Consider the following 24,024-nt stretch of genomic DNA (forward strand, 5'->3'; position numbering starts at 1 on the left):
AAGGAATATAGAAATGATGCGTACACATTATTGCGGTGCATTAAACCGCAACCATATTGGGCAAGAAGTAACATTAAGCGGTTGGGTTCACCGTCGTCGCGATTTAGGTGGTTTAATTTTTATTGATACGCGTGATCGTGATGGTGTCGTACAAGTTTGTTTTGACCCGAAATATCAAGAAGCCTTAACCGCAGCTTCAGGCTTACGTAATGAATTTTGTATTCAAATTAAAGGTGAAGTGATCGCGCGTCCAGACAATCAAATTAATAAAAATATGGCGACAGGCGAAGTGGAAGTGTTAGCGAAAGAATTACGCATCTACAACGCTTCTGACGTTTTACCATTAGACTTCAACCAAAATAACACCGAAGAACAACGTTTAAAATATCGTTATTTAGATTTACGTCGTCCAGAAATGGCACAACGTTTGAAAACCCGTGCAAAAATCACCAGTTTTGTGCGTCGTTTTATGGATGACAATGGTTTCCTTGATATTGAAACCCCAATGCTTACCAAAGCAACGCCAGAAGGTGCGCGTGACTATTTAGTGCCAAGTCGTGTACATAAAGGCAAATTCTATGCATTGCCACAATCACCACAGCTTTTCAAACAGCTTTTAATGATGTCTGGTTTTGATCGTTATTATCAAATTGTGAAATGTTTCCGTGATGAAGACTTACGTGCAGATCGTCAACCTGAATTTACTCAAATCGATGTGGAAACCTCTTTCTTAACAGCACCAGAAGTGCGTGAGATTATGGAACGCATGGTACACGGTTTATGGCAAAACATCATTGGTGTGGATTTAGGTAAATTCCCGCAAATGACCTGGCAAGAAGCGATGACTCGTTTTGGCTCAGATAAACCAGATTTGCGTAACCCGCTTGAATTAGTCGATGTGGCAGATATCGTTAAAGATGTTGAATTTAAAGTATTTAATGAGCCTGCAAACAATCCAAACGGCCGTGTGGCAATCATTCGTGTACCAAATGGTACTGAAATCACTCGTAAACAAATTGATGAATATACACAATTTGTTGGTATTTACGGTGCAAAAGGCTTGGCTTGGGCGAAAGTAAATGACATTAATGCTGGCCTTGAAGGCGTACAAAGCCCGATTGCGAAATTCTTAAATGAAGATGTATGGAAAGCGTTAGCTGAACGTGTGAAAGCTCAAACTGGCGATATCTTATTCTTCGGCGCAGACAAATGGCAAACTACCACTGATGCAATGGGTGCGTTACGTTTGAAATTAGGTCGTGATCTTGGCTTAACTCGTTTAGACGAATGGCAACCGCTTTGGGTGATTGATTTCCCAATGTTTGAACGTGATGAAGAGGGTAATCTTGCCGCAATGCACCACCCATTCACTTCACCAAAAGATTTTACGCCAGAACAATTAGAAGCGAATCCAACCGATGCGGTAGCAAATGCTTACGATATGGTGATCAACGGCTATGAAGTAGGTGGTGGTTCCGTCCGTATTTTCGATCCGAAAATGCAACAAACCGTCTTCCGTATTCTTGGCATTAATGAACAAGAACAACGCGAAAAATTCGGTTTCTTATTGGATGCATTAAAATTCGGTACACCGCCACATGCTGGTTTAGCTTTCGGTTTAGACCGTTTAACCATGCTTTTAACGGGCACTGAAAATATCCGTGATGTGATTGCATTCCCGAAAACAACAGCCGCAGCTTGTTTAATGACAGAAGCACCAAGTTTTGCGAATCCGCAGGCTCTAGCTGAGTTGAGTATTGCAGTGGTGAAATCTGAGTAGTGTACCTATATTTAAGAATAAAATAAGTGCGGCCAATTTTGGCCGCATTTTTGTGAGGAGAAAATGAAATTTTTAGATGCTCTTAGAAATGTTAGTAGTGGCATAGATAGTAAATTTAAAGGTAGCCAATTATTTACTCATCCTGTAGAAATAGGTAATGCTAGAGAGCAGATTATATCTACTCATTTACGATCTTTTCTTCCTGAATGTTATGGACTAGGCTCGGGACAGATATTTTCATCAGATGGTGGAGTTAGTAAGCAAATTGATATTGTCATATACGATAATGTTTATTCAAATGTGCTTTTTAAAGGGGAAAATGCAAGTCTATTCCCTTGCGAATCTGTATATGGAGAAATAGAAGTAAAATCTTATTTGTCTTCCAAGGAGTTTGAAAAAAGTTTATGTAATATAGAATCAATGAAAATACTTACAAGAGAAGATTCATTGTCTACAGATATTACACCTTTGTATAGACTACCCTTAGGGAAAGGTTTTTCATTTCCCCTAGAGAAACGTAACCCTTATTTAGGAGTTATCTTTGGATTTGATAGTATTTCTGATGAAATTTTATTAGAAATACTAGATGAGCTTATTCGCTCTAAAGATAAATCACTATTGCCAGATTTTATATTTAGTTATAAGGGAAACTTCATGATTTGTAAGATGAATTCAAATAATGAACTTGCAGGAATGAGTGATAATTTTAGTCATTATGCTGTAGCTAGATGCTCTAAGGATATTATTCCAATAATGTTTTTAACGTTAAATACATGTTTAAGTCAAATTCACTTAAAGGCTCCAGATTACAATGAATATTGGATAAACATATTGAAAGATAGCTTATCGTTTGATGAAATGAAGAATAATTAATCTATTTTTAAGTTCATTTATGTTATTAAGAGAGAGCTTACTGAGTTTTAAGATAAAGTGCGGTCAAAAATTCAACTGATTTTGACCGCACTTTCTTTTTATTGAAAAAATTTTATTCACTTAAATACATCACTTTTTTGGTATGAATATGATGTAGCTTTATTTGTTTTGAAGTTATATCCTGAAATTTCAAAATAATTAGATTTTTACTCTTTTATTCTTCTTTAAATGGAACTTTATTTACTTTACTCAAGGATAAAATTCTATTATAAATAAGACCTTTTTCGATTTATGATTAATTTATAAGAGAACATTTTATGAGTGAAGTTTCAACTCCAGTAGAAAAATCAACGTGGGCGAGTAAATTCTCTGCCTTAGGCCCGGGCATCGTGATGGCATCAGCAGCTGTTGGTGGTTCGCATATTATTGCATCTACCCAAGCGGGTGCGATCTATGGTTGGGAATTAGTGAGTATTGTTATTCTTGCTAACTTATTTAAATATCCTTTCTTCCGTTTCGGTGTTCAATATACCCTAGATACCGGTAATACGTTGTTAGAAGGTTACCGTCAAAAAGGGAAGTTCTACCTTTGGTTATTCCTTGCTTTAAACGTTTTTGCCACAGTGATTAATACCGCTGCAGTGGGATTATTAACAGCCGCAATTTTAACCTTCATTACGCCAATTCCTCTACCAATGCCAGTATTAAGCTCATTAGTGATTCTTGTGACAACCGGCATTTTATTGTTGGGTAAATATCGTTTATTAGATAGTTTATCGAAAATCATCATGATTGCTTTAACGGTAACAACCGTGAGCGCTGTCGTGATTGCTTTTATGCGTAACGGGATTAATGGCGTAGCCACACCTGATTTTGTAGCACCTTCTCCATGGGAATTAAGTAAATTTGCGTTTTTAGTGGCCTTAATGGGCTGGATGCCTGCACCAATTGAAATTTCTGCTGTTAACTCTATGTGGGTGGTGGCAAAACGTCGTCTAACGAAAGTATCTTATGAAGATGGTCTATTTGATTTCAACGTGGGTTATATCGGTACAGCAATTTTAGCTGTCGTATTCTTAGCGCTTGGTGCATTGGTGCAATATGGTTCTCCTGAAAGCGTAGAGATGGTTGGTGGAAAATATATCGCACAACTTATCAATATGTATGCAAGTACTATCGGTGAATGGTCTCGCTTATTAATTGCAGTCATTGCGTTCATGTGTATGTTTGGTACAACAATTACAGTAATTGATGGTTACTCTCGTACAAATGTTGAATCTTTGCGTATCTTATTCGGTAAACAGGAAAGCTCTGTGAGAATTCTTAATATCGGTATGATTTTTGCGGCATTATCTGGTTTAGCGATTATTTTCTACTTTAATAATGCAGTAGGCCCAATGTTGAAATTCGCGATGATTGCTTCATTTGTTTCTGCACCAATCTTTGCTTGGTTGAATTTATCTCTGACTAAGCACGCGAAACATAGTGTAAAAGGCGGCTTATTGTGGTTATCCCTTATCGGTTTATTCTACTTAACAGCCTTTGCAGGCTTGTTTATCGCCCAACAAGCTGGCTGGTTAAACTAAAATAATTGAGATAATTACCACGCTTTAGTTTTAAAGTGCGGTAATTTTTTTGAAAGTTTTTAGTAGAAAAGGTATGATGCTGCCCATTCTCAATTATGTAGATGACGAGCTTGAAATATAAAAATAATCAATCGGTTCTCGTGGTAATTTATGCGGAAAGCACGCATCGTGTTCTTATGCTTCAGCGCCAAGATGATCCCACCTTTTGGCAATCCGTTACGGGGACATTGGAAACCAACGAAACACCAAGAGAAACAGCAATTCGAGAAGTTTGGGAAGAAGTTGAATTAAAAATAGAAGAAAATTCGACCGCACTTTTTGATTGTAAAGAGAGTATAGAATTTGAAATTTTCCCGCATTTCCGCTATAAATACGCACCGAATGTGACTCACTGTCATGAACATTGGTTTTTATTGGCAGTTGAGCAGGAATTTGAACCGATATTAAGTGAGCATTTGGCGTATCAATGGGTTTCACCAGAGCATGCGATCCAAATGACGAAATCGCCGAATAATGCCGAGGCCATCAAAAAATATTTGATGAACGGCTTTCCTCTATATAAGAGGATTTAATTTAAAAAACGTTTTTAAGATAAGAAGGAAAACAACATGGCAGGCCATAGTAAGTGGGCAAATATTAAACACCGTAAAGCCGCACAAGATGCGCAACGCGGTAAAATTTTTACAAAATTAATTCGTGAATTAGTCACTGCTGCAAAAATTGGTGGCGGTGATGTCAGTGCGAACCCGCGTTTACGTGCGGCAGTAGATAAAGCCTTATCGAGCAACATGACTCGCGATACCATTAACCGTGCGATTGAGCGCGGTGTGGGCGGTGGTGATGACACCAATATGGAAACAAGAATTTATGAAGGTTATGGTCCGGGTGGAACTGCTGTGATGGTTGAGTGTCTAAGTGACAACGCAAATCGAACCATCTCACAGGTTCGCCCAAGTTTTACTAAATGTGGTGGTAACTTAGGGACAGAAGGTTCTGTGGGCTACTTATTCAGCAAAAAAGGCTTGATTTTAATTAGCCAAGGTGAAGAAGATGCGTTAATGGAGGCGGCAATTGAAGCCGGTGCAGATGATGTTCAACCACAAGATGATGGTTCATTTGAAATCTATACTGCGTGGGAAGATTTAGGTTCGGTGCGCGATGCAATCGAAGCAGCAGGATTTAAAATTGATAACGCAGAAGTGACAATGATTCCATCAACAACAGTTGATCTTGATCTTGAAACTGCGCCTAAATTGTTGCGTTTAATTGACATGTTAGAAGACTGTGACGATGTACAAAACGTATATCATAACGGTGAAATTAGTGATGAAGTTGCAGCTCAACTGTAATTTTAAGGAGATTTAGAATGAAATTTGCTAAAGTATTACCAGCAATGGCCGCGCTTGTTGTTTTATCAGCTTGTGCAAGCGAAGCACCAAAAGTAGAAAACAAAGCAGAGCAAACTGCAGCACCTACTGTAACGGATAAAACAGTCGTTTATACTTGTAACAAGAAAACGGTAACTGCAGTTTACCAATTCGAAAACCAAGAACCAACAGCAGCAATGGTGATGGTGGGTAACAAAGTTATCGCGAAAGATTTTGCTCGTGATGCAGCTCAAAAAGACTTCACTTCATTTACGTCAGGAAAATATGTTTGGAACGTAGATAGTGGTTTAACTTTAGATAAATTTGATTCTGTTGTGCCAGTAAATCTTTTAATTAAAGGTAAAAAAGCAGACAAAATTGTTGTGAAAAACTGTGATGTAGATGCAAAAGCAACTGCAAAAGCAAACCAATAATTAACGCTAAAAACGGCCGGCATTGACCGGCCGTTTATTTTTGAGAATTTATGAGTATTATTTTAGGTATTGATCCTGGTTCTCGTGTAACGGGTTATGGTGTGATTCGACAAAATGGTCGCCATTTAGAATATCTCGGCAGTGGCGCCATCCGCACACAGGTAGAAGATTTACCTACTCGATTAAAACGAATTTATGCTGGCGTGACAGAAATCATCACACAATTTCAGCCTGATATGTTTGCTATTGAACAAGTGTTTATGGCTAAAAATGCGGATTCAGCTTTAAAACTGGGGCAAGCACGTGGTACAGCGATTGTGGCAGCCGTCAACCATGATTTACCTGTATTTGAATATGCGGCTCGTTTGGTGAAGCAGACTGTCGTAGGGATTGGTTCTGCAGATAAAGTTCAAGTACAAGATATGGTGACACGAATTTTGAAGCTCTCAGATAAGCCTCAGGCAGATGCAGCAGATGCTTTAGCTATTGCGATTACACATGCCCACACCATTCAACATTCTTTGCATATTGCTAGCTCGGTCAAAACCACAGAAACACACGAAAAAATGACCGCACTTTTAAGAACAAGGTACAGCCGAGGTCGATTTAGATTAAAAATTTAACTGGATTAATGTCCAGTTTTATTTTATGCTATGCAAAATTTTTTTACATGAAAATCGTATGATCGGTCGTTTAAAAGGCATCTTATTAGAAAAACAACCTCCTGAAATTTTGTTTGATGTACAAGGCGTCGGTTACGAATTATTGTTACCGATGACCAGTTTTTATGACTTACCTGAAATCGGGCAAGAAACTACTTTATTTACCCATCTTGTTGTGCGTGAAGATGCTCATCTTCTTTTTGGATTCGCCCAAAAAACTGACCGCACTTTATTCCGTGAATTAATTAAAACCAATGGTGTTGGACCTAAATTGGCACTCGCGATTTTATCAGCGATGTCAGTAGAGCAGTTTGCTTACGCTATTGAACGAGAAGAACTATCGAAATTAGTTAAAATTCCAGGTGTGGGTAAGAAGACGGCTGAACGTTTATTGGTAGAGTTAAAAGGGAAGTTTAAAGATGTTCGCCAAAGCGATTTCTTTGTAGAGAGTAAGCATATTCCTTCAACTTCAGAATTGCGCCAAGCTGAAAGCTCAGCTGATGAAGCGGTTGCTGCATTAGTTGCATTAGGTTATAAACCAACCGATGCTGAAAAAATGGTGAAAAAAGTCGCTAAAGCGGATTTAAGCAGTGAGCAATTAATTCGCGAAGCTTTAAAAGCCGCATTATAAAGATTAAACAGATATGATCGAAGCAGATAGAATTATTAGCAGTCAGGCAAAGATGGATGAAGATGTCATCGATCGTGCGATTCGTCCAAAGCTTTTAGCGGACTATGTGGGACAGCCACAAGTGCGAGAGCAAATGGATATTTTCATTCAGGCGGCAAAATTGCGTCAAGATGCCTTAGATCATCTTTTGATCTTTGGTCCTCCAGGTTTAGGAAAAACGACGCTAGCTAATATTGTGGCGAATGAAATGGGGGTGAATATTCGCACAACATCAGGTCCAGTTCTTGAAAAAGCTGGCGATTTAGCGGCAATGCTGACCAATCTTGAACCCCATGATGTGTTGTTTATTGATGAAATTCACCGTCTTTCCCCTGCGATTGAAGAAGTGCTTTATCCGGCAATGGAAGATTATCAGTTGGATATTATGATCGGTGAAGGCCCTGCTGCACGCTCAATTAAATTAGACTTGCCACCTTTCACATTAATTGGTGCAACAACTCGAGCGGGTTCTTTAACTTCGCCACTACGTGATCGTTTTGGTATTGTTCAGCGTTTAGAATTTTATTCCGTTGAAGATTTAACTTCTATTGTGACAAGAAGTGCCTCTTGCTTAAATCTGGAATTAGAAGATAAAGCCGCTTTTGAAGTGGCGCATCGTTCACGTGGTACGCCTCGCATTGCAAACCGTTTATTGCGTCGCGTTCGAGATTTTGCTGATGTGCGTAATAATGGCATTATTTCGGCAGACATTGCGAAACAAGCGCTTTCAATGTTAGATGTAGATGATGCGGGCTTTGATTACTTAGATAGAAAATTGCTTACCGCAGTGATTGAACGTTTTGATGGTGGACCAGTTGGGGTAGATAACTTGGCAGCAGCAATAGGTGAAGAACGAGACACTATCGAGGATGTTTTAGAACCTTACTTGATTCAACAAGGATTTTTACAGCGAACTCCTCGAGGCCGGATTGCTACTTCGTTAACTTATCGACACTTCGGGCTTCAGAAGCCGTCAGAATAAGACAGATAAAAAAGGACATATTGATATCAATATGTCCTTTCTTTTTGAAACCTGCTTAGTTAGTTTCTTCAGTATAGTTCTTCATGCTATTTAATCTTGCTAAACCCACATCGCAGCTTTTTTGTTGAGTCGCTAATTCCATTTCAAGAATTTGCTGTTTGCTTTGATTAAGTTTACTTTTGATTTTACCGACTTGAGTATGAGTGCCAGGCTGTTTTTCTGCTTGAGCAATCAAATTTTCTGTTTCTTTAAATAACTGTAAACATTGCTGTGGAAATACAGCTTTACTTTCTGCTATAGGTGCTGCAGTAGCAGATAATGCAATAGAACCCAAAAGAGCGGTCAATATTTTATAAATTTTTTTCATTGTTAATCCTAACAAAAGACTTTTACAGAGTGCTTTTTGGGAAAATACCAAAATTTTACAATATTGTCTAGCATTTCTTAGATAAGTTGGGTTTTCTAATTAAATACAACTGCTGAGATGGGTAAAAAGACATCATATTCTATATAGATCAATTTTGATTGCTTTACATATAATGGGGTATTTTGTAATTTATATCAAAAATGTGATCAAACTAACAATTTTTGCTATTTTTTATCCTTATAAATAGTAGTAGAATAGACGCCAGTTCTGAGTGTTTACATTATAATTAGGTAAAGCTCTTTTTCTAAACAAAAGGGCGATTATCGTGTAAATAGTTCAAGCTTGCTTGACGCATTGTGTTGAGTCTTTAGGGGTGGTTATTTTAGGTTATCCTTGGTAATCATAAAGTGAAAATCTTGTAGGTTTATACAAGGAGTTGAGATGTTAGACGTTGTTGATCTCTCACGCTTGCAGTTTGCATTAACTGCGTTATATCACTTCATTTTTGTACCATTAACATTAGGTTTATCTTTCGTTCTTGTGATCATGGAAACCATTTATGTTAAAACGGGCAAAGAAGTATATAAAGATATGACTAAATTCTGGGGTAAGTTATTTGGTATTAACTTTGCTCTAGGGGTAACGACCGGTATTATCATGGAGTTCCAATTCGGGACAAACTGGTCTTATTATTCTCACTATGTAGGTGATATTTTCGGTGCGCCATTAGCGATCGAAGCATTACTTGCGTTCTTCTTAGAGTCCACTTTCGTGGGTTTATTCTTCTTCGGTTGGGATCGTTTAACTAAAGGTAAACACTTACTCGCAACTTACTGCGTAGCCTTTGGTTCAAACCTTTCTGCGATGTGGATTCTAGTCGCGAATGGTTGGATGCAACATCCGGTAGCGGCAGAATTTAACTTTGAAACCGTTCGTATGGAAATGACCAGCTTCTTAGATCTTTGGTTAAATCCGGTTGCGCAAAGTAAATTTTTACATACATTAACAGCAGGTTATACAACCGGTGCAATGTTTGTATTAGGTATCAGTGCATTCTATTTATTAAAAGGTCGCGATATCGGTTTCGCTAAGCGTTCATTCTCTGTAGCGGCAACTTTTGGTTTTATCGCTGCATCAGCGGTATTAATTATGGGTGATGAATCAGGTTATGACATCGGTAAAGCACAACCTGTGAAATTGGCTGCAATGGAAGCTGAGTTTGACACTCATGCAGCACCAGCACCATTCCATCCAGTTGCAATTCCAAATACCGCTGAAATGAAAAATGATTTTGCGATTGAAATCCCTTACTTGGGTGGTTTAATTGCAACGCGTTCTTTAGACACTGAAATTGTTGGTTTGAAAGACATTCAAGCGAAAAATGAAGGTCGTGTTCGTAACGGTATGGTTGCTTATGATTTATTCACGCAATTAAAAGCAGAGAAAAAATCAGCAGGTCAAGTAAATCCAGAAACTAAAGCAAAATTTGATGAAGTCAAAGGTGATTTAGGTTTCGGTTTATTATTAAAACGTTACACAGATAAAGTTGTTGATGCAACGGATGAACAAATTAAACAAGCAGCACGTGATACTATTCCAAACGTAGGTCCTAACTTCTGGGCATTCCGTGGTATGTTAGCCGCAGGTGGTTTAATTATTTTACTGACCTTTAGTGCATTTGTTCAGAATTTACGTAACAAAGTGACTTCTTCTCGCTTATTACTTAAAGCATTGCTTTGGAGTATTCCATTGCCATTCTTAGCGATTGAATTTGGTTGGTTCTTAGCTGAATTTGGTCGTCAACCATGGGCGATTTATGAAGTATTACCGGTGGGTGTGTCTGCCTCTAACTTGAGTGTAGGTGACTTATGGTTCTCTATCGGTTTAATTTGTGTACTTTACTTCTTCTTCATTATTGCGGAAATGTATTTGATGTTTAAATATGCACGTTTAGGTCCAAGTGCATTGAAAACCGGCAAATACTATTTTGAGCAATCATCTAAATAAGCAGGAGATGGATTATGCTTGATTATGAAATTCTACGTATTATTTGGTGGGTGCTAGTTGTTGTATTGCTTATCGGTTTCTCTGTAACAGATGGATTCGATATGGGCGTGACCGCACTTTTACCCGTAGCAGGTAAGAAAGAAGTAGAAAGACGTATTATGATTAACTCTATTGCTCCACACTGGGATGGTAACCAAGTTTGGTTATTAACTGCTGGTGGTGCAATCTTCGCGGCATGGCCGATTGTTTATTCTGTAGCGTTTTCAGGCTTCTATATTGCCTTATTCCTTGTATTAGCCGCGTTATTCTTCCGTCCAATTGGTTTTGAATATCGTGCAAAAATTGATAATCCAACATGGCGTGCTGTGTGGGATTGGGGCTTATTTGCGGGCGGTTTTGTACCTGCATTAGTATTCGGTGTGGCATTTGGTAATTTATTACAGGGTGTACCATTTGAATTAAATGAGCTTTCCCAAGCAACTTATACGGGTTCTTTCTTTGCATTATTAAACCCATTCGCATTACTTTGTGGTGTGTTAAGTCTTGCAATGTTAGTCACTCACGGTGCGAACTGGTTACAAATGAAAACCACTTCAGCATTGCGTGATCGTGCAAGAGCAATTACACAAATCGGTGCATTAGTCACATTAATTACTTTTGTATTGGCAGGGTTATGGCTTTCTTTCAAAGATGGTTATGTGGTGACGAGCACTATTGATCACTTTGCTGCATCTGCGCCGACCTCTGGTAAAGAGGTAGTTGTTGAAGTTGGAGCATGGTTTAGAAACTTCAATGAAAATCCAGCTTTATGGGCATTCCCTGTATTAGCTGTGGTTGGTGCATTATTGAATGTGGTTGCATCTAAAGCAAATCGTTGTGGTTTTGCGTTCTTCTTCTCTGTATTAACAATGGCGGGTGTAATTATTACTGCGGCAGTATCAATGTTCCCATTTGTAATGCCTTCAAGTACTCACCCTGAACAAAGTTTGTTAATGTGGGATGCAACGTCAAGTGAATTAACATTAACCTTAATGTTCTACTTGGCATTAGTATTTGTTACCATCTCATTGCTTTATACCATTTGGTCATACTACAAAATGTTTGGTCGCTTGGATGAAAACTTTGTTGAAGACAACAAAAACTCATTATACTAAGGAGAAACAATATGTTATATGTAATTTGGGTAGTGGGTGTGTTGGCTGCAGTTATGGTGAGTGCTAAATTAACCATTAGTAAAGAAACGTCAGGTAAATTTGACGAGTAATGATGATTTATTCACTCTATCAATTAAGTAATAAGGGTTCCTTGCGGACCCTTTCATTTATTTTAGCGTTATTTTTAACTGCGGCTTTCTTTTTAAATTTAAGTCAATTTTCAACCGCACTTCGAACCGCTCATCCTGCTTGGATACTTGCAATCTTTTGGGGATTGATTAATTTATGGATTCACGGGATTGGATTTGATATTCGTCGGGCAATATGGCAGCTTGTTTTCTTGCCCTTTATTGGTTATTTCACCACAATAATTGCCATTGTTCAGCATTGGTTTTTATAGGAGCGATAGACAAATATTATTATTTGGATCTTGCACATCTTATGAACAGGTTCTAAAATAAGCGGCTTGTTATGGCTGATAATTTGAGCATTATTTTGAATAACCAATGTTTTACCTTTCCTGTTCGTGTTTATTATGAGGACACGGATGCTGGTGGAGTAGTGTATCACGCACGTTACTTACATTTTTTTGAACGTGCGCGAACTGAATATTTAAGAACGCTTAATTTTTCTCAACAATCATTATTGCAGGAACAACAATTAGCTTTTGTGGTCAAAACCATGTCTATTGACTATTGTATTCCAGCAAAATTGGATGATTATCTTATTGTCGAAACTGAAATAACGGTAGTGAAAGGGGCGACAATCCTCTTTGAACAGCGGTTAGTTCGTGATACGGTGATGTTATCAAAGGCTACTGTTAAGGTAGCCTGTGTTGATCTAGGCAAAATGAAACCTGTCGCAATTCCTGAAGAATTAAAAGCGGCATTTTTAAAGTAAATAACTTTTCGGAGTATGCAATGACTGCAGAATTGAACTTTTTAGATCTTTTTCTAAAAGCGAGTATCGTTGTTCAACTTGTAATTGTGATCTTAATTTCGTTCTCAATTATTTCTTGGGCAATCATCATTCAACGTAGCCGTATTTTGACGAGTGCGTTAAAAGAAGCGAACACTTTTGAAGATCGTTTCTGGTCTGGTGAAGATTTAAATAAACTTTATGATGGTTTATCTAATCGTCGTGAGGTATTAACAGGTAGCGAACAAATTTTCTTTGTCGGCTTTAAAGAATTCTCTCGCTTAAAACAAGTGAATGCAGATGCGCCAGAAGCAATTATCAAAGGTACGACTCGTGCAATGAACCTTGCGATGAATCGTGAAGTAGAATCCCTTGAAAGTCGAGTACCTTTCTTAGCAACAGTGGCTTCTGTAAGTCCATATATCGGTTTATTTGGTACCGTTTGGGGGATCATGCACGCATTTATGGCATTAAGTGGTGCGAAACAAGCAACATTACAAATGGTTGCTCCAGGTATCGCAGAAGCCTTGATCGCAACAGCGATCGGTTTGTTTGCGGCAATTCCAGCTGTAATGGCGTATAACCGTTTAAGCTTACGTGTAAATGCGATTGAACAAAATTATGGTAACTTCATTGATGAATTCACCACAATTTTACATCGTCAAGCTTTTGGTAAAGCGCCCCATTAAAAATAAATAAAAAATTGACCGCACTTCATAAATAAAACGAAAAGTGCGGTGGATTTTAGCGAAGTTTTAGAGGAAATTATGGCTCGTCGTCAGCGTAAAGACATTAAATCTGAAATTAATATCGTGCCATTTCTCGATGTTCTTTTAGTTTTAGTGTTAATTTTTATGGCAACCGCGCCGATTATCAGTCAGAGCGTTCAAGTGGAACTCCCTGACTCGGTGCAAAGTCAAAATGTATCAAATGAAGATAAAACACCGGTTATTTTAGAAGTAGCAGGTATTGGGCAGTATTCGATTTCGATTGGTGGTCAACGCCAAGAAGGCCTTAACGAAGAAATGGTAACCCAATTATCAAAACAAGAATTTGATAAAGACAATAACACAATGTTCTTAGTGGGCGGAGCAAAAGATGTACCTTATGAAGAAGTGATTAAAGCACTGAATTTACTACATCTTGCCGGCATTAAGTCTGTGGGTTTAATGACCAACCCAATTTAAGAATAAGTAGGTAAAACCGTGCAGAATAATCGACGAAAAAAACGTGCAAATGAGTTTGTCATCTCTATTGCGATGCACCTTGCATTGTTTGGTTTGTTGATTTGGAGCTCTCTTTATCAAACCGTTGAAATAATGGGTGGTGGAGAAGGTGAAGGTGATGCCATGGGAGCTGTTATGGTCGATACTGGCAGCGCAGCACAGGAATGGGGACGTATTCAACAACAGAAAAAAGGTCAAACTGATAAACAGAAGAAACCTGAGCCTGTAGTTGAAGAGAAAAAACCAGAGCCTGAACCTGAACCAAATCAGCAAGAAATTGCGAAACAAGAAGAGATTAAGCGTCAGCAGGAAATTCAACGTCAAAAAGAACTTGAAAAACAAAAGCAGCAAGAAATTGAAAAGCAAAAGCAAAAACAGCAGCAAGAGCTTGCTCGTCAAGAGGCGTTAGAAAAACAGAAACAAGCTGAAGAAGCAAAAGCAAAACAAGCTGCAGAGGCAGCGAAGTTGAAAGCGGAAGCTGAGGCGAAACGTTTAGCAGCAGCCGCTAAGCAAGCTGAAGAAGAGGCAAAAGCGAAGGCAGAGGCTGAAGCAAAAGCCAAGGCAAAAGCTGAAGCAGACGCTAAGGCAAAAGCTGAAGCAGACGCTAAGGCAAAAGCTGAAGCAGACGCCAAGGCGAAAGCGAAAGCTGAGGCCGATGCCAAAGCGAAAGCAGAGGCAGAAGCAAAAGCGAAAGCGGATGCAGAAGCTAAAGCGAAGGCCAAAGCAGATGCAGCAAAACGTAAAGCGGATCAAGCAGCTTTAGATGATTTCATGAACGGTGGTGACATCGGTGGTGGTAGCGCATCTAAAGGTGGTAATGCGAATAAAGGCGGTACACAAGGTAGTGGTGCGGGACTTGGGGCTGGAGACGGTGGCAAGGTCGGTGACCAATATGCAGGTGTAATTAAACGTGAAATTCAACGTCGTTTCTTAAAAGATCCTAGTTTTGCTGGTAAAGTTTGTAGTATTAAAATCCAGCTTGGCCGAGATGGTACTATTTTAGGCTACCAACGTGTCTCAGGACCTGATGATATTTGTACTGCAGCATTAAGTGCGGTGGCAAGAACGAAAAAAGTTCCAGCGGCACCATCTGATGCAGTGTATGAAAAATACAAAGCGCCGACTATCGATTTTGATATCAATGCTCGATAATCGGTTTTAAGAAAGTAACAACGTTAAAATAAGGTGATTAAATGAAATTGATCAAACGTGTTATCGGGCTATTTGTGATGATGTTTGCATTTGTAAGCACAGCAATGGCAGAAGATGAAGTTCGAATTGTGATTGATGAAGGGGTAGATGGGGCTCGTCCTATCGCAGTTGTTCCTTTCGCAGGTTCTGCACCTGAAAATATTGGTCAAATTGTTGCGGATGACTTACGTAATAGTGGTAAATTTAACCCAATTCCAGTAAGCCAAATGCCACAACAACCAACAACTGCAGCAGAAGTGAAACCAGAGGCTTGGACAGCTTTAGGTATTGATGCTGTTGTTGTAGGTCAAGTGACTTCAACGGGTAGTGGTTATAACATTTCTTATCAGTTAGTTGATACTGTGGGCGCATCAGGTACGCCAGGATCCGTACTTGCACAAAATAGCTATACCGTGACTAATAAATGGTTGCGTTACGGTGCGCACACTGTGAGTGATGAAGTATTTGAAAAATTAACTGGTATTCGTGGTGCATTCAGAACGCGTATTGCTTATGTAGTGCAAAAAAATGGTGGATCACAACCTTATGAAGTTCGTGTAGCAGATTACGATGGTTACAATCAATTCATCGTCAATCGTAGCTCACAGCCAATTATGTCTCCAGCATGGTCTCCAGATGGTAAACGTTTAGCTTACGTATCTTTTGAGAATAAAAAATCACAACTTGTTGTACAAGACCTAGGTTCTGGTTCTCGTAAAGTGGTTGCTTCTTTCCCTGGTCATAACGGTGCACCAGCGTTCTCTCCAGACGGTTCTAAACTTGCGTTTGCTTCTTCACAAGATGGTTTATTAAACATTTATGTAATGGGCTCAAATGGTGGTACACCGACTCAATTAACTCGCGGTGCGGGTAATAATACAGAACCATCATGGTCTCCAGATGGTAGCTCAATTCTCTTTACTTCAGATAGAAGCGGTTCACCACAAGTTTATCGTATGAGCGCAAGCGGTGGTGGTGCATCACCAGTTGGCGGTCGCGGTAGTGCGCAAATCAGTAGTGATGGTAAAACACTTGTGATGATCAACGGTAATAATAATGTGGTAAAACAAGATCTCACCAGCGGTAGCTCTGAAGTATTAAGTACATCTTTCTTAGGTGAAAGCCCAAGTATTTCTCCTAACGGTATCATGATTATTTACAGCTCTACACAAGGGCTAGGAAAGGTGTTACAATTAGTTTCTGCAGATGGTCGCTTTAAAGCGAGTCTTCCAGGAAGTAATGGCCAAGTGAAATTTCCAGCTTGGTCGCCATATTTGACTAAATAAAAGAACTCATTGAGGAGAAATCTAATGAACAAATTTGTTAAATCATTATTAGTTGCTGGTTCAGTAGCTGCATTAGCAGCATGTAGCTCATCAAACAACGATGCAGCAGGCAACGGTGCTAACAACAACGGCCAAACTTTCGGTGGTTACTCTGTTGAAGATCTTCAACAACGTTATAACACCGTTTATTTTGGTTTCGACAAATTCAACATCGAAGGTGAATACGTTCAAATCTTAGATGCTCACGCTGCATACTTAAATGCAACTCCAGCTTCTAAAGTAGTTGTTGAAGGTAACACCGATGAACGTGGTACTCCTGAGTACAACATTGCTTTAGGTCAACGCCGTGCTGATGCAGTTAAAGGTTTCTTAGCTGGTAAAGGTGTTGATGCGGGTAAAGTATCAACTGTTTCTTACGGTGAAGAAAAACCTGCAGTGTTAGGTCATGATGAAGCAGCATACTCTAAAAACCGTCGTGCAGTGTTAGCATATTAATTTTTAGGGAATTTTCATTCTTAGAAAAGGAGAGAAATTCACTCTCCTTTTTTTGTAAAAAATATATCCTGCTATTGGTGAGTGTTCGTGCAGTTGGTATGATTTCTTCAGATTTTTCTTGCATCCAAAAATAAAATCTGTAACATACAAAGCCATAGCAGTATCACGGGTCGTTAGCTCAGTCGGTAGAGCAGCGGACTTTTAATCCGTTGGTCGAAGGTTCGAATCCTTCACGACCCACCATTTCTCATATCATTATTTAACAGGTTGGGTTGTTAGCTCAGTTGGTAGAGCAGCGGACTCTTAATCCGTCGGTCGAGAGTTCGAATCTCTCACAGCCCACCATTAAAAATCTCATCTATCTTATTATTTCCAATAAATTAAGGAAAAAATCAAATATTTTTTAAATTCTTGACTATATTTAACGGTTATTATGTTAGAATATCCACAAATTTAAGTCGGACATAAAATGTTACAAAATATTCGTATTGTTCTAGTTGAAACATCACATAGCGGAAACATCGGTTCAGCTGCGCGTGCAATGAAAACGATGGGATTATCCAATCTTTATTTGGTGTCGCCAAAATCAGTAGATGAACAATCTATCGCATTAGCAGCTGGGGCAGATGACGTTTTGCAAAATGCTAAAATTGTTGATACTTTTGAGCAAGCAATAGAAGATTGCTCCTTAGTGATCGGTACCAGTGCGAGATTACGCCATCTACAGAGTACGTTGATTGAACCAAGAGAATGTGCTGATAAAGCCTGTGCTCATCAAGGTCAGGTAGCGATTGTGTTTGGTCGTGAGCGTGTTGGGCTTACAAATGAAGAATTACTTAAGTGTCATTATCATTTAAATATTCCCGCTAATCCTGAATATTCTTCGCTAAATTTAGCGATGGCTGTTCAGTTAGTCAGTTATGAAATGCGAATGGCATTTTTAGCAAAAGGTAAAACGGAAAATACTCTTTCTACAATAGAAAATATCTATCCCACAACGCAAGAGATAGAGTATTTTTTAACGCATACAGAACGGGTATATAAATCACTTGGTTTCATTCAAAATCAAGGGGTTATGCAAAAATTGAGACGGCTTTATAATCGTTCCTTTTTGGAGAAAAATGAATTGAATATTTTGCATGGGATGCTAAGTGCCGTTGAAAAACGCGTCAATTTGGAAAAAGGGCAAAGTTGACTATTACAGTCAGATATGTAAACTGCCCAAATGATGATTAATAGGAATATTTTATGAAACTTACATCTAAAGGGCGATATGCAGTTACTGCGATTTTAGATATCGCATTACATGCAGGGTCTACGCCAGTTTGTTTAGCGGATATTTCGGAACGTCAAAATATTTCACTTTCTTATCTTGAGCAGCTATTTGCAAAATTACGAAGAGGTGGATTAGTAAAGAGCGTTAGAGGTCCTGGAGGCGGCTATTGTTTAGCTTTACCACTTGATCAAATATCTATTGGTATGGTGATTTCTGCCGTCAATGAGAATATTAATGTCACAAGATGCCTTGGCAAAGGAAATTGCAAAGGTGGAGTAGAATGTTTGACTCATACTTTATGGCAAGAATTAAGTGATCGTATTTCTGATTTTTTAGATGAGATCTCATTAGCTGAGCTTGTTGAGAAAAAAACAGGAAAACATAAAGCTCACAAAGATTTTGATGATTTGGTTGTAGTCAACCAATAATAGGAAAGTAGATCAAAGTGCGGTCAAAATGGTGGCATTTTTGATAGTTATTTAGGAGTGAAAATGAAATTACCAATTTATTTAGATTATGCAGCAACATGTCCAGTTGATGAACGTGTGGCTAAAAAAATGATGGAGTATTTAACCATTGATGGTGTATTCGGTAATCCAGCATCTCGTTCACATAAATTTGGCTGGCAAGCTGAAGAAGCGGTTGATATTGCACGTAATCAAATTGCGGATTTGATTGGCGCAGACTCACGTGAGATCGTGTTTACTTCTGGCGCAACAGAAGCAGATAACCTTGCAATTAAAGGTGCAGCGCACTTTTATCAAACAAAAGGTAAGCACATTATCACCAGTAAAACGGAGCATAAAGCCGTATTAGATACTTGTCGTCAATTAGAGCGTGAAGGCTTTGAAGTCACCTATTTAGATCCAGAAGCAGATGGTTTAATCGATCTTGAGAAATTCAAAGCTGCATTACGTCCAGATACGATTCTTGTGTCAATTATGCACGTGAATAATGAGATTGGCGTTATCCAGGATATTAAAGCAATTGGTGAGCTTTGCCGTGCAAATAAAACGATTTTCCACGTAGATGCGACCCAAAGTGTCGGTAAAGTAGAAATTAATCTTGCTGAGTTACCGGTTGATTTGATGTCAATGTCTAGTCACAAATTGTACGGACCAAAAGGTATCGGGGCATTATATGTTTGTCGTAAACCTCGCGTTCGTTTAGAAGCAATTATCCATGGTGGTGGTCACGAGCGTGGTATGCGTTCTGGTACATTACCTGTACACCAAATTGTTGGTATGGGTGAAGCTTATCGTATTGCAAAAGAAGAAATGGCGACAGAGATTCCTCGTATTAGAGCTTTACGCGATCGTTTATATAATGGCTTAAAAGAAATTGAAGAAACCTATGTAAATGGTTCAATGGATCACCGTGTAGCAAATAATTTGAACATCAGCTTTAACTATGTTGAAGGTGAATCATTGATGATGGCATTACGTGATGTGGCAGTTTCTTCTGGTTCGGCTTGTACTTCAGCAAGTTTAGAACCATCTTATGTATTACGTGCATTAGGTCGTAATGATGAATTAGCACATAGCTCAATTCGTTTCACACTTGGTCGTTGGACAACGGAAGAAGAAATTGATTACACCATTAATTTAACACGTAATGCAGTAGCAAAACTTCGTGAATTATCGCCACTTTGGGATATGTTCAAAGAAGGTATTGATTTAAACACTATTGAGTGGGCAGCCCACTAATTTTCAAGGCGGCTTGACCGCTTGATAGCAACTTATTTAGGAAAGGAAAAGAATATGGCATACAGCGAAAAAGTTATCGATCATTACGAAAATCCACGCAATGTTGGTTCAATGGACAAAAAAGATAATTCAGTAGGAACGGGTATGGTTGGCGCACCGGCTTGTGGTGATGTTATGCAGTTACAAATCAAAGTAAATGATAGTGGCATTATTGAAGATGCGAAATTTAAAACTTATGGTTGTGGCTCTGCGATTGCATCAAGTTCTTTAATTACCGAATGGGTGAAAGGTAAATCTTTAGATGAAGCAGGTGCAATCAAAAACAGCCAAATTGCGGAAGAACTTGAATTACCACCGGTAAAAGTTCACTGCTCAATCTTAGCAGAAGACGCAATTAAAGCCGCCATTGCTGACTACAAAAATAAACAAGGTAAGTAATCAAAGTGCGGTTGAAAATGACCGCACTTTATCAATTTAAGGATCAGAATATGTCTATAACACTCACTGAAAAAGCGGCACAACGAGTTCGTACTTTTCTTGAAAATCGTGGAAAAGGCATCGGTTTACGCTTAGGTGTAAAAACATCAGGTTGTTCGGGTTTAGGTTATGTGCTTGAATTCGTTGATGTGCTCAATGATGACGATCTTGTTTTTGAGCAGCATGGCGTGAAAGTGGTAGTCGATCCAAAAAGCTTGGTTTATTTAGATGGCATTGAGCTAGATTATGTCAAAGAAGGCTTGAACGAAGGCTTTAAATATAACAATCCAAATGTGAAAGAATCATGTGGATGTGGTGAAAGTTTCCATGTTTAAGGAATAAAGATGACAAATCCTTTTGCTATTTTTGATTTGCCCGTTGCTTTCAATGTTGATCAATCGCTTTTGTCTGAACGCTATTTAGTGCTTCAAAAGAGCTTGCATCCGGATAATTTTGTTACGGCAGATGCACAAGAACAACGCATTGCAATGCAAAAATCAACAGAAGTTAATGATGCATTAAAAACCTTGAAAGACCCAATTTTACGTGCGGAAGCAATTATTGCGTTAAATACGGGAGAAACACAGGATTTAGAGCAAAAGAGCACACAAGATATGGCATTCCTAATGCAGCAATTAGAATGGCGAGAAGAGCTTGAAAATATTGAGCAAAGCCAGGATGAAAATGCATTAGAATCCTTTGCGAAACGCGTTAAAAAAGAAACAAAAGAAATGTTGACCGCACTTGAAGAACAACTAAATGAGCAACAATGGTCAACTGCTGCACAGTTCTGTGATAAATTACGTTTTCTAAAAAAATTGGCGGATGAAATTAGCCAAGTAGAAGAACGTCTATTTGAATTATAATCTTGAGGGCGTTTAATACGCCCTTTTCGCTATTGATAAATGAGGAATTGCCCTCATACTAATGAAACTCGATTATGCAAACTTTAGAACAACTGACTGATGCCTCAAAATCTGCTTGGGGAACCATTTCCCAATGGATTGAGCATGCTCGTAATCATTGTGATGTGATTAAAAAAGATCAATCTAGCGCAGAACGTGAGCTTTTCACCATGCAAATGCCCACTTCTTCTCCAATGGGCGCAGTCATTTATGAAACCGGTGGCATTTTAATCCATCATGGTTGGTTGCGTATATTGGGGTCAGGCAGTTTTAAATTACCACGTGGATTAATGGACTGGAATTTTAGCAAATCCTTTAATCAATCAGGTGATAAACCCAAATATTTGCTTGTTGCGGACGATGTCATTGGTGGTTATTTTGCTTTAAATGGTGGCTCTTTAGGTTCTAATCTTGGCAAGATTTATTATTTTTCGCCAAAAAATTTAACTTGGCATGATTTAAATTTTACCTATACGAATTTCTTAGCTTGGGCATTAAATGGTGACATTGAAGCATTTTACCAAAATCTATTTTGGCAAAATTGGCAAGAAGATGTAAAACAACTCGATGGTAACCACATGATTGTTTTTACACCCGAGCTTTCAGAAGATAAGACGACTGATATTAATCAGCGTGAACGACGCGAAGTCAACATTGAAACCCATTACAACGCAAGTTTCACCGAACAAGATAAATTTGCACAAGCTTATTCAGTGGCATAACGAGCCCTTAACGAATTAATTATTAGAGATAAAAAGAGATATGGCATTACTCCAAATTGCAGAGCCAGGACAAACGGCTGCACCCCATCAACATCGTCTTGCGGTAGGGATTGATTTAGGTACAACAAACTCTTTAGTTGCCGCAGTGCGTAGCGGTCAAGCCACTATTTTGAATGATGAACAAGACAGAAGCCTTGTGCCTTCAGTCATTTACTATGGTGAAAATGAAAAACTTGTTGGTACAGAAGCATTTGCAAAAGCTGCAATTGATCCTAAAAATACGATTATTTCTGTGAAACGTCTGATTGGACGTAGCCTTGATGATGTGCAATCTCGTTATACCAATTTGCCCTATGAGTTTGTGGCAAGTGAAAATGGGTTGCCATTATTGGTAACACATCAAGGTAAAAAAAGCCCAATTGAAGTCTCTGCGGATATTTTATCTCGTTTAAATCATATTGCAGAACAACGACTTGCAGGTGAGCTTTCTGGCGTGGTGATTACCGTACCTGCCTATTTTGATGATGCTCAACGCCAAAGTACAAAAGATGCGGCACGTCTTGCAGGGTTAAATGTATTACGTTTATTAAATGAACCCACTGCTGCAGCAGTGGCTTATGGCTTAGATAGCGGAAAAGAAGGTGTCATCGCTGTTTATGACTTAGGTGGCGGTACCTTTGATATCTCAATTTTACGCTTGTCTAAAGGTGTATTTGAAGTCTTAGCAACAGGTGGGGATACCGCTTTAGGTGGTGATGATTTTGACCATTTAATTGCCGATTGGATTGTTGAACAAGCGGGTATTCAACCACAAAATGCGAATGAGCAACGTGAACTTTTAAGTTTAGCCACACAAACTAAAATTGCCTTAACAAGTGCACAAAGTGCGGTCATTTCTTGGCGCGGATTTGAAGGTGAGTTAAGTCGTGAGCAATTCAATGAATTAATCCACTCATTGGTAAAACGTTCTTTATTAACCTGCCGTCGAGCATTGAAAGATGCGCATGTTGAGGCTGAAGACGTGCAAGAAGTGGTTATGGTTGGAGGCTCAACTCGCGTGCCTTACGTACGTGAACAAGTAGGCGAATTCTTTGGTAAAACACCATTAACCTCTATTGACCCAGATAAAGTAGTTGCCTTAGGTGCGGCTATCCAAGCAGATATTTTAGTGGGCAACAAGAATGACAGTGATATGTTGTTACTCGATGTTGTGCCGCTTTCTTTAGGCATTGAAACCATGGGCGGTTTAGTGGAGAAAATTATTCCACGTAATACCACGATTCCAGTGGCTCGCGCGCAAGAATTTACCACCTTTAAAGATGGTCAAACTGCGATGACGGTACATGTGGTACAAGGGGAACGTGAATTAGTGGATGATTGCCGTTCTTTAGGTCGTTTTACGTTGCGTGGTATTCCACCAATGGTAGCGGGGGCAGCACATATTCGTGTAACTTATCAAGTGGATGCGGATGGCTTATTAAGTGTAACCGCCATGGAAAAATCCACAAAAGTCCAAGCATCGATTCAAATTAAGCCTTCTTATGGTTTAACGGATGAAGAAGTAACGGCAATGATTAAAGCTTCTTTTGATAATGCACAAGATGATATGCAAGCACGTGAATTAGCCGAGCAACGTGTTGAGGCTGATCGTGTGATTGAAAGCGTGATTGTAGCATTACAACAAGATGGGGCTGATTTATTAACCGAAGCCGAATTCCACCAAATTGAAAATGCACTGAAACAATTAATGGATGTAAAAGAAGGTACAGATCGTCATGCTATCGTTCAGGGGATTAAAGCCCTTGATATCGCGACTCAAGAATTTGCGGCAAGACGAATGAATAAATCCATTAATCAAGCGCTGACAGGTAAATCTGTATCAGATATTGAGCAATAAAGTGCGGTTATAAATTAACGAGTTTTTTATATTGAGGAAAGTA

27 protein-coding genes and 2 tRNA genes are annotated in these 24,024 nt (G+C 38.9%); 28 read left to right on the forward strand and 1 reads right to left on the reverse strand.

The genetic code is table 11. From position 1 onward, the window contains the following. Positions 1-13: 13 nt before the first annotated feature. The 9 genes from aspS (at position 14) to ruvB (ending at position 8,354) form a co-directional block, all read left to right on the forward strand. Complete coding sequence (gene aspS / locus ACXVWP_RS02765; protein ID WP_297569555.1) at positions 14-1,780, forward strand: aspartate--tRNA ligase; 1,767 nt, start codon at positions 14-16, stop codon at positions 1,778-1,780. Positions 1,781-1,843: 63 nt separating this feature from the next. Continuing rightward, the gene (locus ACXVWP_RS02770) at positions 1,844-2,653 is read left to right on the forward strand and encodes a DUF6602 domain-containing protein (protein WP_289901350.1); all 810 of its coding nucleotides are present in this window, start codon (positions 1,844-1,846) and stop codon (positions 2,651-2,653) included. A gap of 317 nt (positions 2,654-2,970) precedes the next feature. After that, on the forward strand, positions 2,971-4,239 hold the full coding sequence (locus ACXVWP_RS02775) for an NRAMP family divalent metal transporter (RefSeq protein WP_297569595.1): 1,269 nt from the start codon (positions 2,971-2,973) through the stop codon (positions 4,237-4,239). Between the two features lie 101 nt (positions 4,240-4,340). Then, entirely contained in the window at positions 4,341-4,811 is a 471-nt protein-coding gene (gene nudB, locus ACXVWP_RS02780; protein WP_289901348.1) for a dihydroneopterin triphosphate diphosphatase, read from the forward strand. A 36-nt stretch (positions 4,812-4,847) separates the two neighbouring features. Continuing rightward, entirely contained in the window at positions 4,848-5,588 is a 741-nt protein-coding gene (locus ACXVWP_RS02785; RefSeq protein WP_005697071.1) for a YebC/PmpR family DNA-binding transcriptional regulator, read from the forward strand. A gap of 17 nt (positions 5,589-5,605) precedes the next feature. Then, positions 5,606-6,040, forward strand: coding sequence for a hypothetical protein (locus ACXVWP_RS02790; protein WP_289901347.1), 435 nt, complete (start codon positions 5,606-5,608; stop codon positions 6,038-6,040). A 50-nt stretch (positions 6,041-6,090) separates the two neighbouring features. Further along, entirely contained in the window at positions 6,091-6,663 is a 573-nt protein-coding gene (gene ruvC, locus ACXVWP_RS02795) for a crossover junction endodeoxyribonuclease RuvC (RefSeq protein WP_128787639.1), read from the forward strand. A gap of 58 nt (positions 6,664-6,721) precedes the next feature. Continuing rightward, positions 6,722-7,333 (forward strand): Holliday junction branch migration protein RuvA, encoded by a 612-nt coding sequence (gene ruvA / locus ACXVWP_RS02800; RefSeq protein ID WP_128788032.1) that lies wholly within the window; start codon positions 6,722-6,724, stop codon positions 7,331-7,333. 13 nt (positions 7,334-7,346) lie between these two features. Beyond that, positions 7,347-8,354, forward strand: coding sequence for a Holliday junction branch migration DNA helicase RuvB (gene ruvB, locus ACXVWP_RS02805; RefSeq protein WP_289901346.1), 1,008 nt, complete (start codon positions 7,347-7,349; stop codon positions 8,352-8,354). Between the two features lie 55 nt (positions 8,355-8,409). Here ruvB and ACXVWP_RS02810 read toward each other — a convergent pair whose 3' ends face one another. Then, positions 8,410-8,721, reverse strand: a complete 312-nt coding sequence (locus ACXVWP_RS02810) for a DUF5339 domain-containing protein (protein WP_289901345.1) — start codon at positions 8,719-8,721, stop codon at positions 8,410-8,412. A 441-nt stretch (positions 8,722-9,162) separates the two neighbouring features. Here ACXVWP_RS02810 and ACXVWP_RS02815 point away from each other — a divergent pair, with 441 nt between their 5' ends. The 19 genes from ACXVWP_RS02815 to hscA all read left to right on the forward strand — a co-directional run bounded on the left by ACXVWP_RS02815 (position 9,163) and on the right by hscA (position 23,981). Further along, complete coding sequence (locus ACXVWP_RS02815) at positions 9,163-10,728, forward strand: cytochrome ubiquinol oxidase subunit I (RefSeq protein WP_289901344.1); 1,566 nt, start codon at positions 9,163-9,165, stop codon at positions 10,726-10,728. Between the two features lie 14 nt (positions 10,729-10,742). Next, on the forward strand, positions 10,743-11,882 hold the full coding sequence (gene cydB, locus ACXVWP_RS02820) for a cytochrome d ubiquinol oxidase subunit II (protein ID WP_289901343.1): 1,140 nt from the start codon (positions 10,743-10,745) through the stop codon (positions 11,880-11,882). 112 nt (positions 11,883-11,994) lie between these two features. Continuing rightward, positions 11,995-12,282, forward strand: a complete 288-nt coding sequence (gene ybgE / locus ACXVWP_RS02825) for a cyd operon protein YbgE (protein ID WP_128788031.1) — start codon at positions 11,995-11,997, stop codon at positions 12,280-12,282. Positions 12,283-12,353: 71 nt separating this feature from the next. Then, positions 12,354-12,782 (forward strand): tol-pal system-associated acyl-CoA thioesterase, encoded by a 429-nt coding sequence (ybgC, locus tag ACXVWP_RS02830; protein WP_225852609.1) that lies wholly within the window; start codon positions 12,354-12,356, stop codon positions 12,780-12,782. Positions 12,783-12,802: 20 nt separating this feature from the next. Continuing rightward, entirely contained in the window at positions 12,803-13,489 is a 687-nt protein-coding gene (gene tolQ, locus ACXVWP_RS02835; protein WP_049356471.1) for a protein TolQ, read from the forward strand. A gap of 78 nt (positions 13,490-13,567) precedes the next feature. After that, complete coding sequence (gene tolR, locus ACXVWP_RS02840; protein ID WP_014064913.1) at positions 13,568-13,987, forward strand: colicin uptake protein TolR; 420 nt, start codon at positions 13,568-13,570, stop codon at positions 13,985-13,987. A gap of 18 nt (positions 13,988-14,005) precedes the next feature. Continuing rightward, positions 14,006-15,178 (forward strand): cell envelope integrity protein TolA, encoded by a 1,173-nt coding sequence (gene tolA, locus ACXVWP_RS02845; RefSeq protein WP_297569604.1) that lies wholly within the window; start codon positions 14,006-14,008, stop codon positions 15,176-15,178. A 41-nt stretch (positions 15,179-15,219) separates the two neighbouring features. Further along, positions 15,220-16,503 carry a Tol-Pal system beta propeller repeat protein TolB gene (gene tolB, locus ACXVWP_RS02850; RefSeq protein WP_128787635.1) on the forward strand — a complete coding sequence of 428 codons (1,284 nt, stop codon included), beginning with the start codon at positions 15,220-15,222 and terminating at the stop codon, positions 16,501-16,503. A 24-nt stretch (positions 16,504-16,527) separates the two neighbouring features. Beyond that, on the forward strand, positions 16,528-16,998 hold the full coding sequence (gene pal / locus ACXVWP_RS02855) for a peptidoglycan-associated lipoprotein Pal (RefSeq protein WP_014064916.1): 471 nt from the start codon (positions 16,528-16,530) through the stop codon (positions 16,996-16,998). A 167-nt stretch (positions 16,999-17,165) separates the two neighbouring features. Next, a tRNA-Lys gene (locus ACXVWP_RS02860) sits at positions 17,166-17,241 on the forward strand. Positions 17,242-17,267: 26 nt separating this feature from the next. After that, positions 17,268-17,343: transfer RNA gene (locus ACXVWP_RS02865), tRNA-Lys, on the forward strand. A 124-nt stretch (positions 17,344-17,467) separates the two neighbouring features. Then, entirely contained in the window at positions 17,468-18,193 is a 726-nt protein-coding gene (gene trmJ / locus ACXVWP_RS02870) for a tRNA (cytosine(32)/uridine(32)-2'-O)-methyltransferase TrmJ (RefSeq protein WP_128787633.1), read from the forward strand. Positions 18,194-18,246: 53 nt separating this feature from the next. After that, entirely contained in the window at positions 18,247-18,702 is a 456-nt protein-coding gene (gene iscR, locus ACXVWP_RS02875) for a Fe-S cluster assembly transcriptional regulator IscR (RefSeq protein WP_128787632.1), read from the forward strand. Between the two features lie 63 nt (positions 18,703-18,765). After that, entirely contained in the window at positions 18,766-19,980 is a 1,215-nt protein-coding gene (locus ACXVWP_RS02880; protein ID WP_128787631.1) for an IscS subfamily cysteine desulfurase, read from the forward strand. A gap of 54 nt (positions 19,981-20,034) precedes the next feature. Then, a complete protein-coding gene (gene iscU, locus ACXVWP_RS02885; protein ID WP_005696665.1) occupies positions 20,035-20,418 on the forward strand; it encodes a Fe-S cluster assembly scaffold IscU in 384 nt (127 codons plus the stop codon). Between the two features lie 50 nt (positions 20,419-20,468). Further along, entirely contained in the window at positions 20,469-20,792 is a 324-nt protein-coding gene (gene iscA / locus ACXVWP_RS02890; RefSeq protein ID WP_032822628.1) for an iron-sulfur cluster assembly protein IscA, read from the forward strand. A gap of 9 nt (positions 20,793-20,801) precedes the next feature. Next, positions 20,802-21,323, forward strand: coding sequence for a Fe-S protein assembly co-chaperone HscB (gene hscB, locus ACXVWP_RS02895; protein ID WP_128787630.1), 522 nt, complete (start codon positions 20,802-20,804; stop codon positions 21,321-21,323). Between the two features lie 74 nt (positions 21,324-21,397). Then, on the forward strand, positions 21,398-22,084 hold the full coding sequence (locus ACXVWP_RS02900) for a DUF2625 domain-containing protein (RefSeq protein WP_128787629.1): 687 nt from the start codon (positions 21,398-21,400) through the stop codon (positions 22,082-22,084). A gap of 40 nt (positions 22,085-22,124) precedes the next feature. After that, positions 22,125-23,981, forward strand: coding sequence for a Fe-S protein assembly chaperone HscA (gene hscA / locus ACXVWP_RS02905; protein WP_329504293.1), 1,857 nt, complete (start codon positions 22,125-22,127; stop codon positions 23,979-23,981). The last annotated feature ends 43 nt before the right edge of the window (positions 23,982-24,024 follow it).

Source organism: Haemophilus sp. SZY H56 (assembly GCF_054332415.1).

Coding starts and splice junctions, on each gene's coding strand:
- aspS (WP_297569555.1), top strand. CDS start 14: ATGATGCGTACACATTATTGCGGTGCATTAAACCGCAACCATATTGGG.
- ACXVWP_RS02770 (WP_289901350.1), top strand. CDS start 1,844: ATGAAATTTTTAGATGCTCTTAGAAATGTTAGTAGTGGCATAGATAGT.
- ACXVWP_RS02775 (WP_297569595.1), top strand. CDS start 2,971: ATGAGTGAAGTTTCAACTCCAGTAGAAAAATCAACGTGGGCGAGTAAA.
- nudB (WP_289901348.1), top strand. CDS start 4,341: ATGACGAGCTTGAAATATAAAAATAATCAATCGGTTCTCGTGGTAATT.
- ACXVWP_RS02785 (WP_005697071.1), top strand. CDS start 4,848: ATGGCAGGCCATAGTAAGTGGGCAAATATTAAACACCGTAAAGCCGCA.
- ACXVWP_RS02790 (WP_289901347.1), top strand. CDS start 5,606: ATGAAATTTGCTAAAGTATTACCAGCAATGGCCGCGCTTGTTGTTTTA.
- ruvC (WP_128787639.1), top strand. CDS start 6,091: ATGAGTATTATTTTAGGTATTGATCCTGGTTCTCGTGTAACGGGTTAT.
- ruvA (WP_128788032.1), top strand. CDS start 6,722: ATGATCGGTCGTTTAAAAGGCATCTTATTAGAAAAACAACCTCCTGAA.
- ruvB (WP_289901346.1), top strand. CDS start 7,347: ATGATCGAAGCAGATAGAATTATTAGCAGTCAGGCAAAGATGGATGAA.
- ACXVWP_RS02810 (WP_289901345.1), bottom strand. CDS start 8,721: ATGAAAAAAATTTATAAAATATTGACCGCTCTTTTGGGTTCTATTGCA.
- ACXVWP_RS02815 (WP_289901344.1), top strand. CDS start 9,163: ATGTTAGACGTTGTTGATCTCTCACGCTTGCAGTTTGCATTAACTGCG.
- cydB (WP_289901343.1), top strand. CDS start 10,743: ATGCTTGATTATGAAATTCTACGTATTATTTGGTGGGTGCTAGTTGTT.
- ybgE (WP_128788031.1), top strand. CDS start 11,995: ATGATTTATTCACTCTATCAATTAAGTAATAAGGGTTCCTTGCGGACC.
- ybgC (WP_225852609.1), top strand. CDS start 12,354: ATGGCTGATAATTTGAGCATTATTTTGAATAACCAATGTTTTACCTTT.
- tolQ (WP_049356471.1), top strand. CDS start 12,803: ATGACTGCAGAATTGAACTTTTTAGATCTTTTTCTAAAAGCGAGTATC.
- tolR (WP_014064913.1), top strand. CDS start 13,568: ATGGCTCGTCGTCAGCGTAAAGACATTAAATCTGAAATTAATATCGTG.
- tolB (WP_128787635.1), top strand. CDS start 15,220: ATGAAATTGATCAAACGTGTTATCGGGCTATTTGTGATGATGTTTGCA.
- pal (WP_014064916.1), top strand. CDS start 16,528: ATGAACAAATTTGTTAAATCATTATTAGTTGCTGGTTCAGTAGCTGCA.
- trmJ (WP_128787633.1), top strand. CDS start 17,468: ATGTTACAAAATATTCGTATTGTTCTAGTTGAAACATCACATAGCGGA.
- iscR (WP_128787632.1), top strand. CDS start 18,247: ATGAAACTTACATCTAAAGGGCGATATGCAGTTACTGCGATTTTAGAT.
- ACXVWP_RS02880 (WP_128787631.1), top strand. CDS start 18,766: ATGAAATTACCAATTTATTTAGATTATGCAGCAACATGTCCAGTTGAT.
- iscU (WP_005696665.1), top strand. CDS start 20,035: ATGGCATACAGCGAAAAAGTTATCGATCATTACGAAAATCCACGCAAT.
- iscA (WP_032822628.1), top strand. CDS start 20,469: ATGTCTATAACACTCACTGAAAAAGCGGCACAACGAGTTCGTACTTTT.
- hscB (WP_128787630.1), top strand. CDS start 20,802: ATGACAAATCCTTTTGCTATTTTTGATTTGCCCGTTGCTTTCAATGTT.
- ACXVWP_RS02900 (WP_128787629.1), top strand. CDS start 21,398: ATGCAAACTTTAGAACAACTGACTGATGCCTCAAAATCTGCTTGGGGA.
- hscA (WP_329504293.1), top strand. CDS start 22,125: ATGGCATTACTCCAAATTGCAGAGCCAGGACAAACGGCTGCACCCCAT.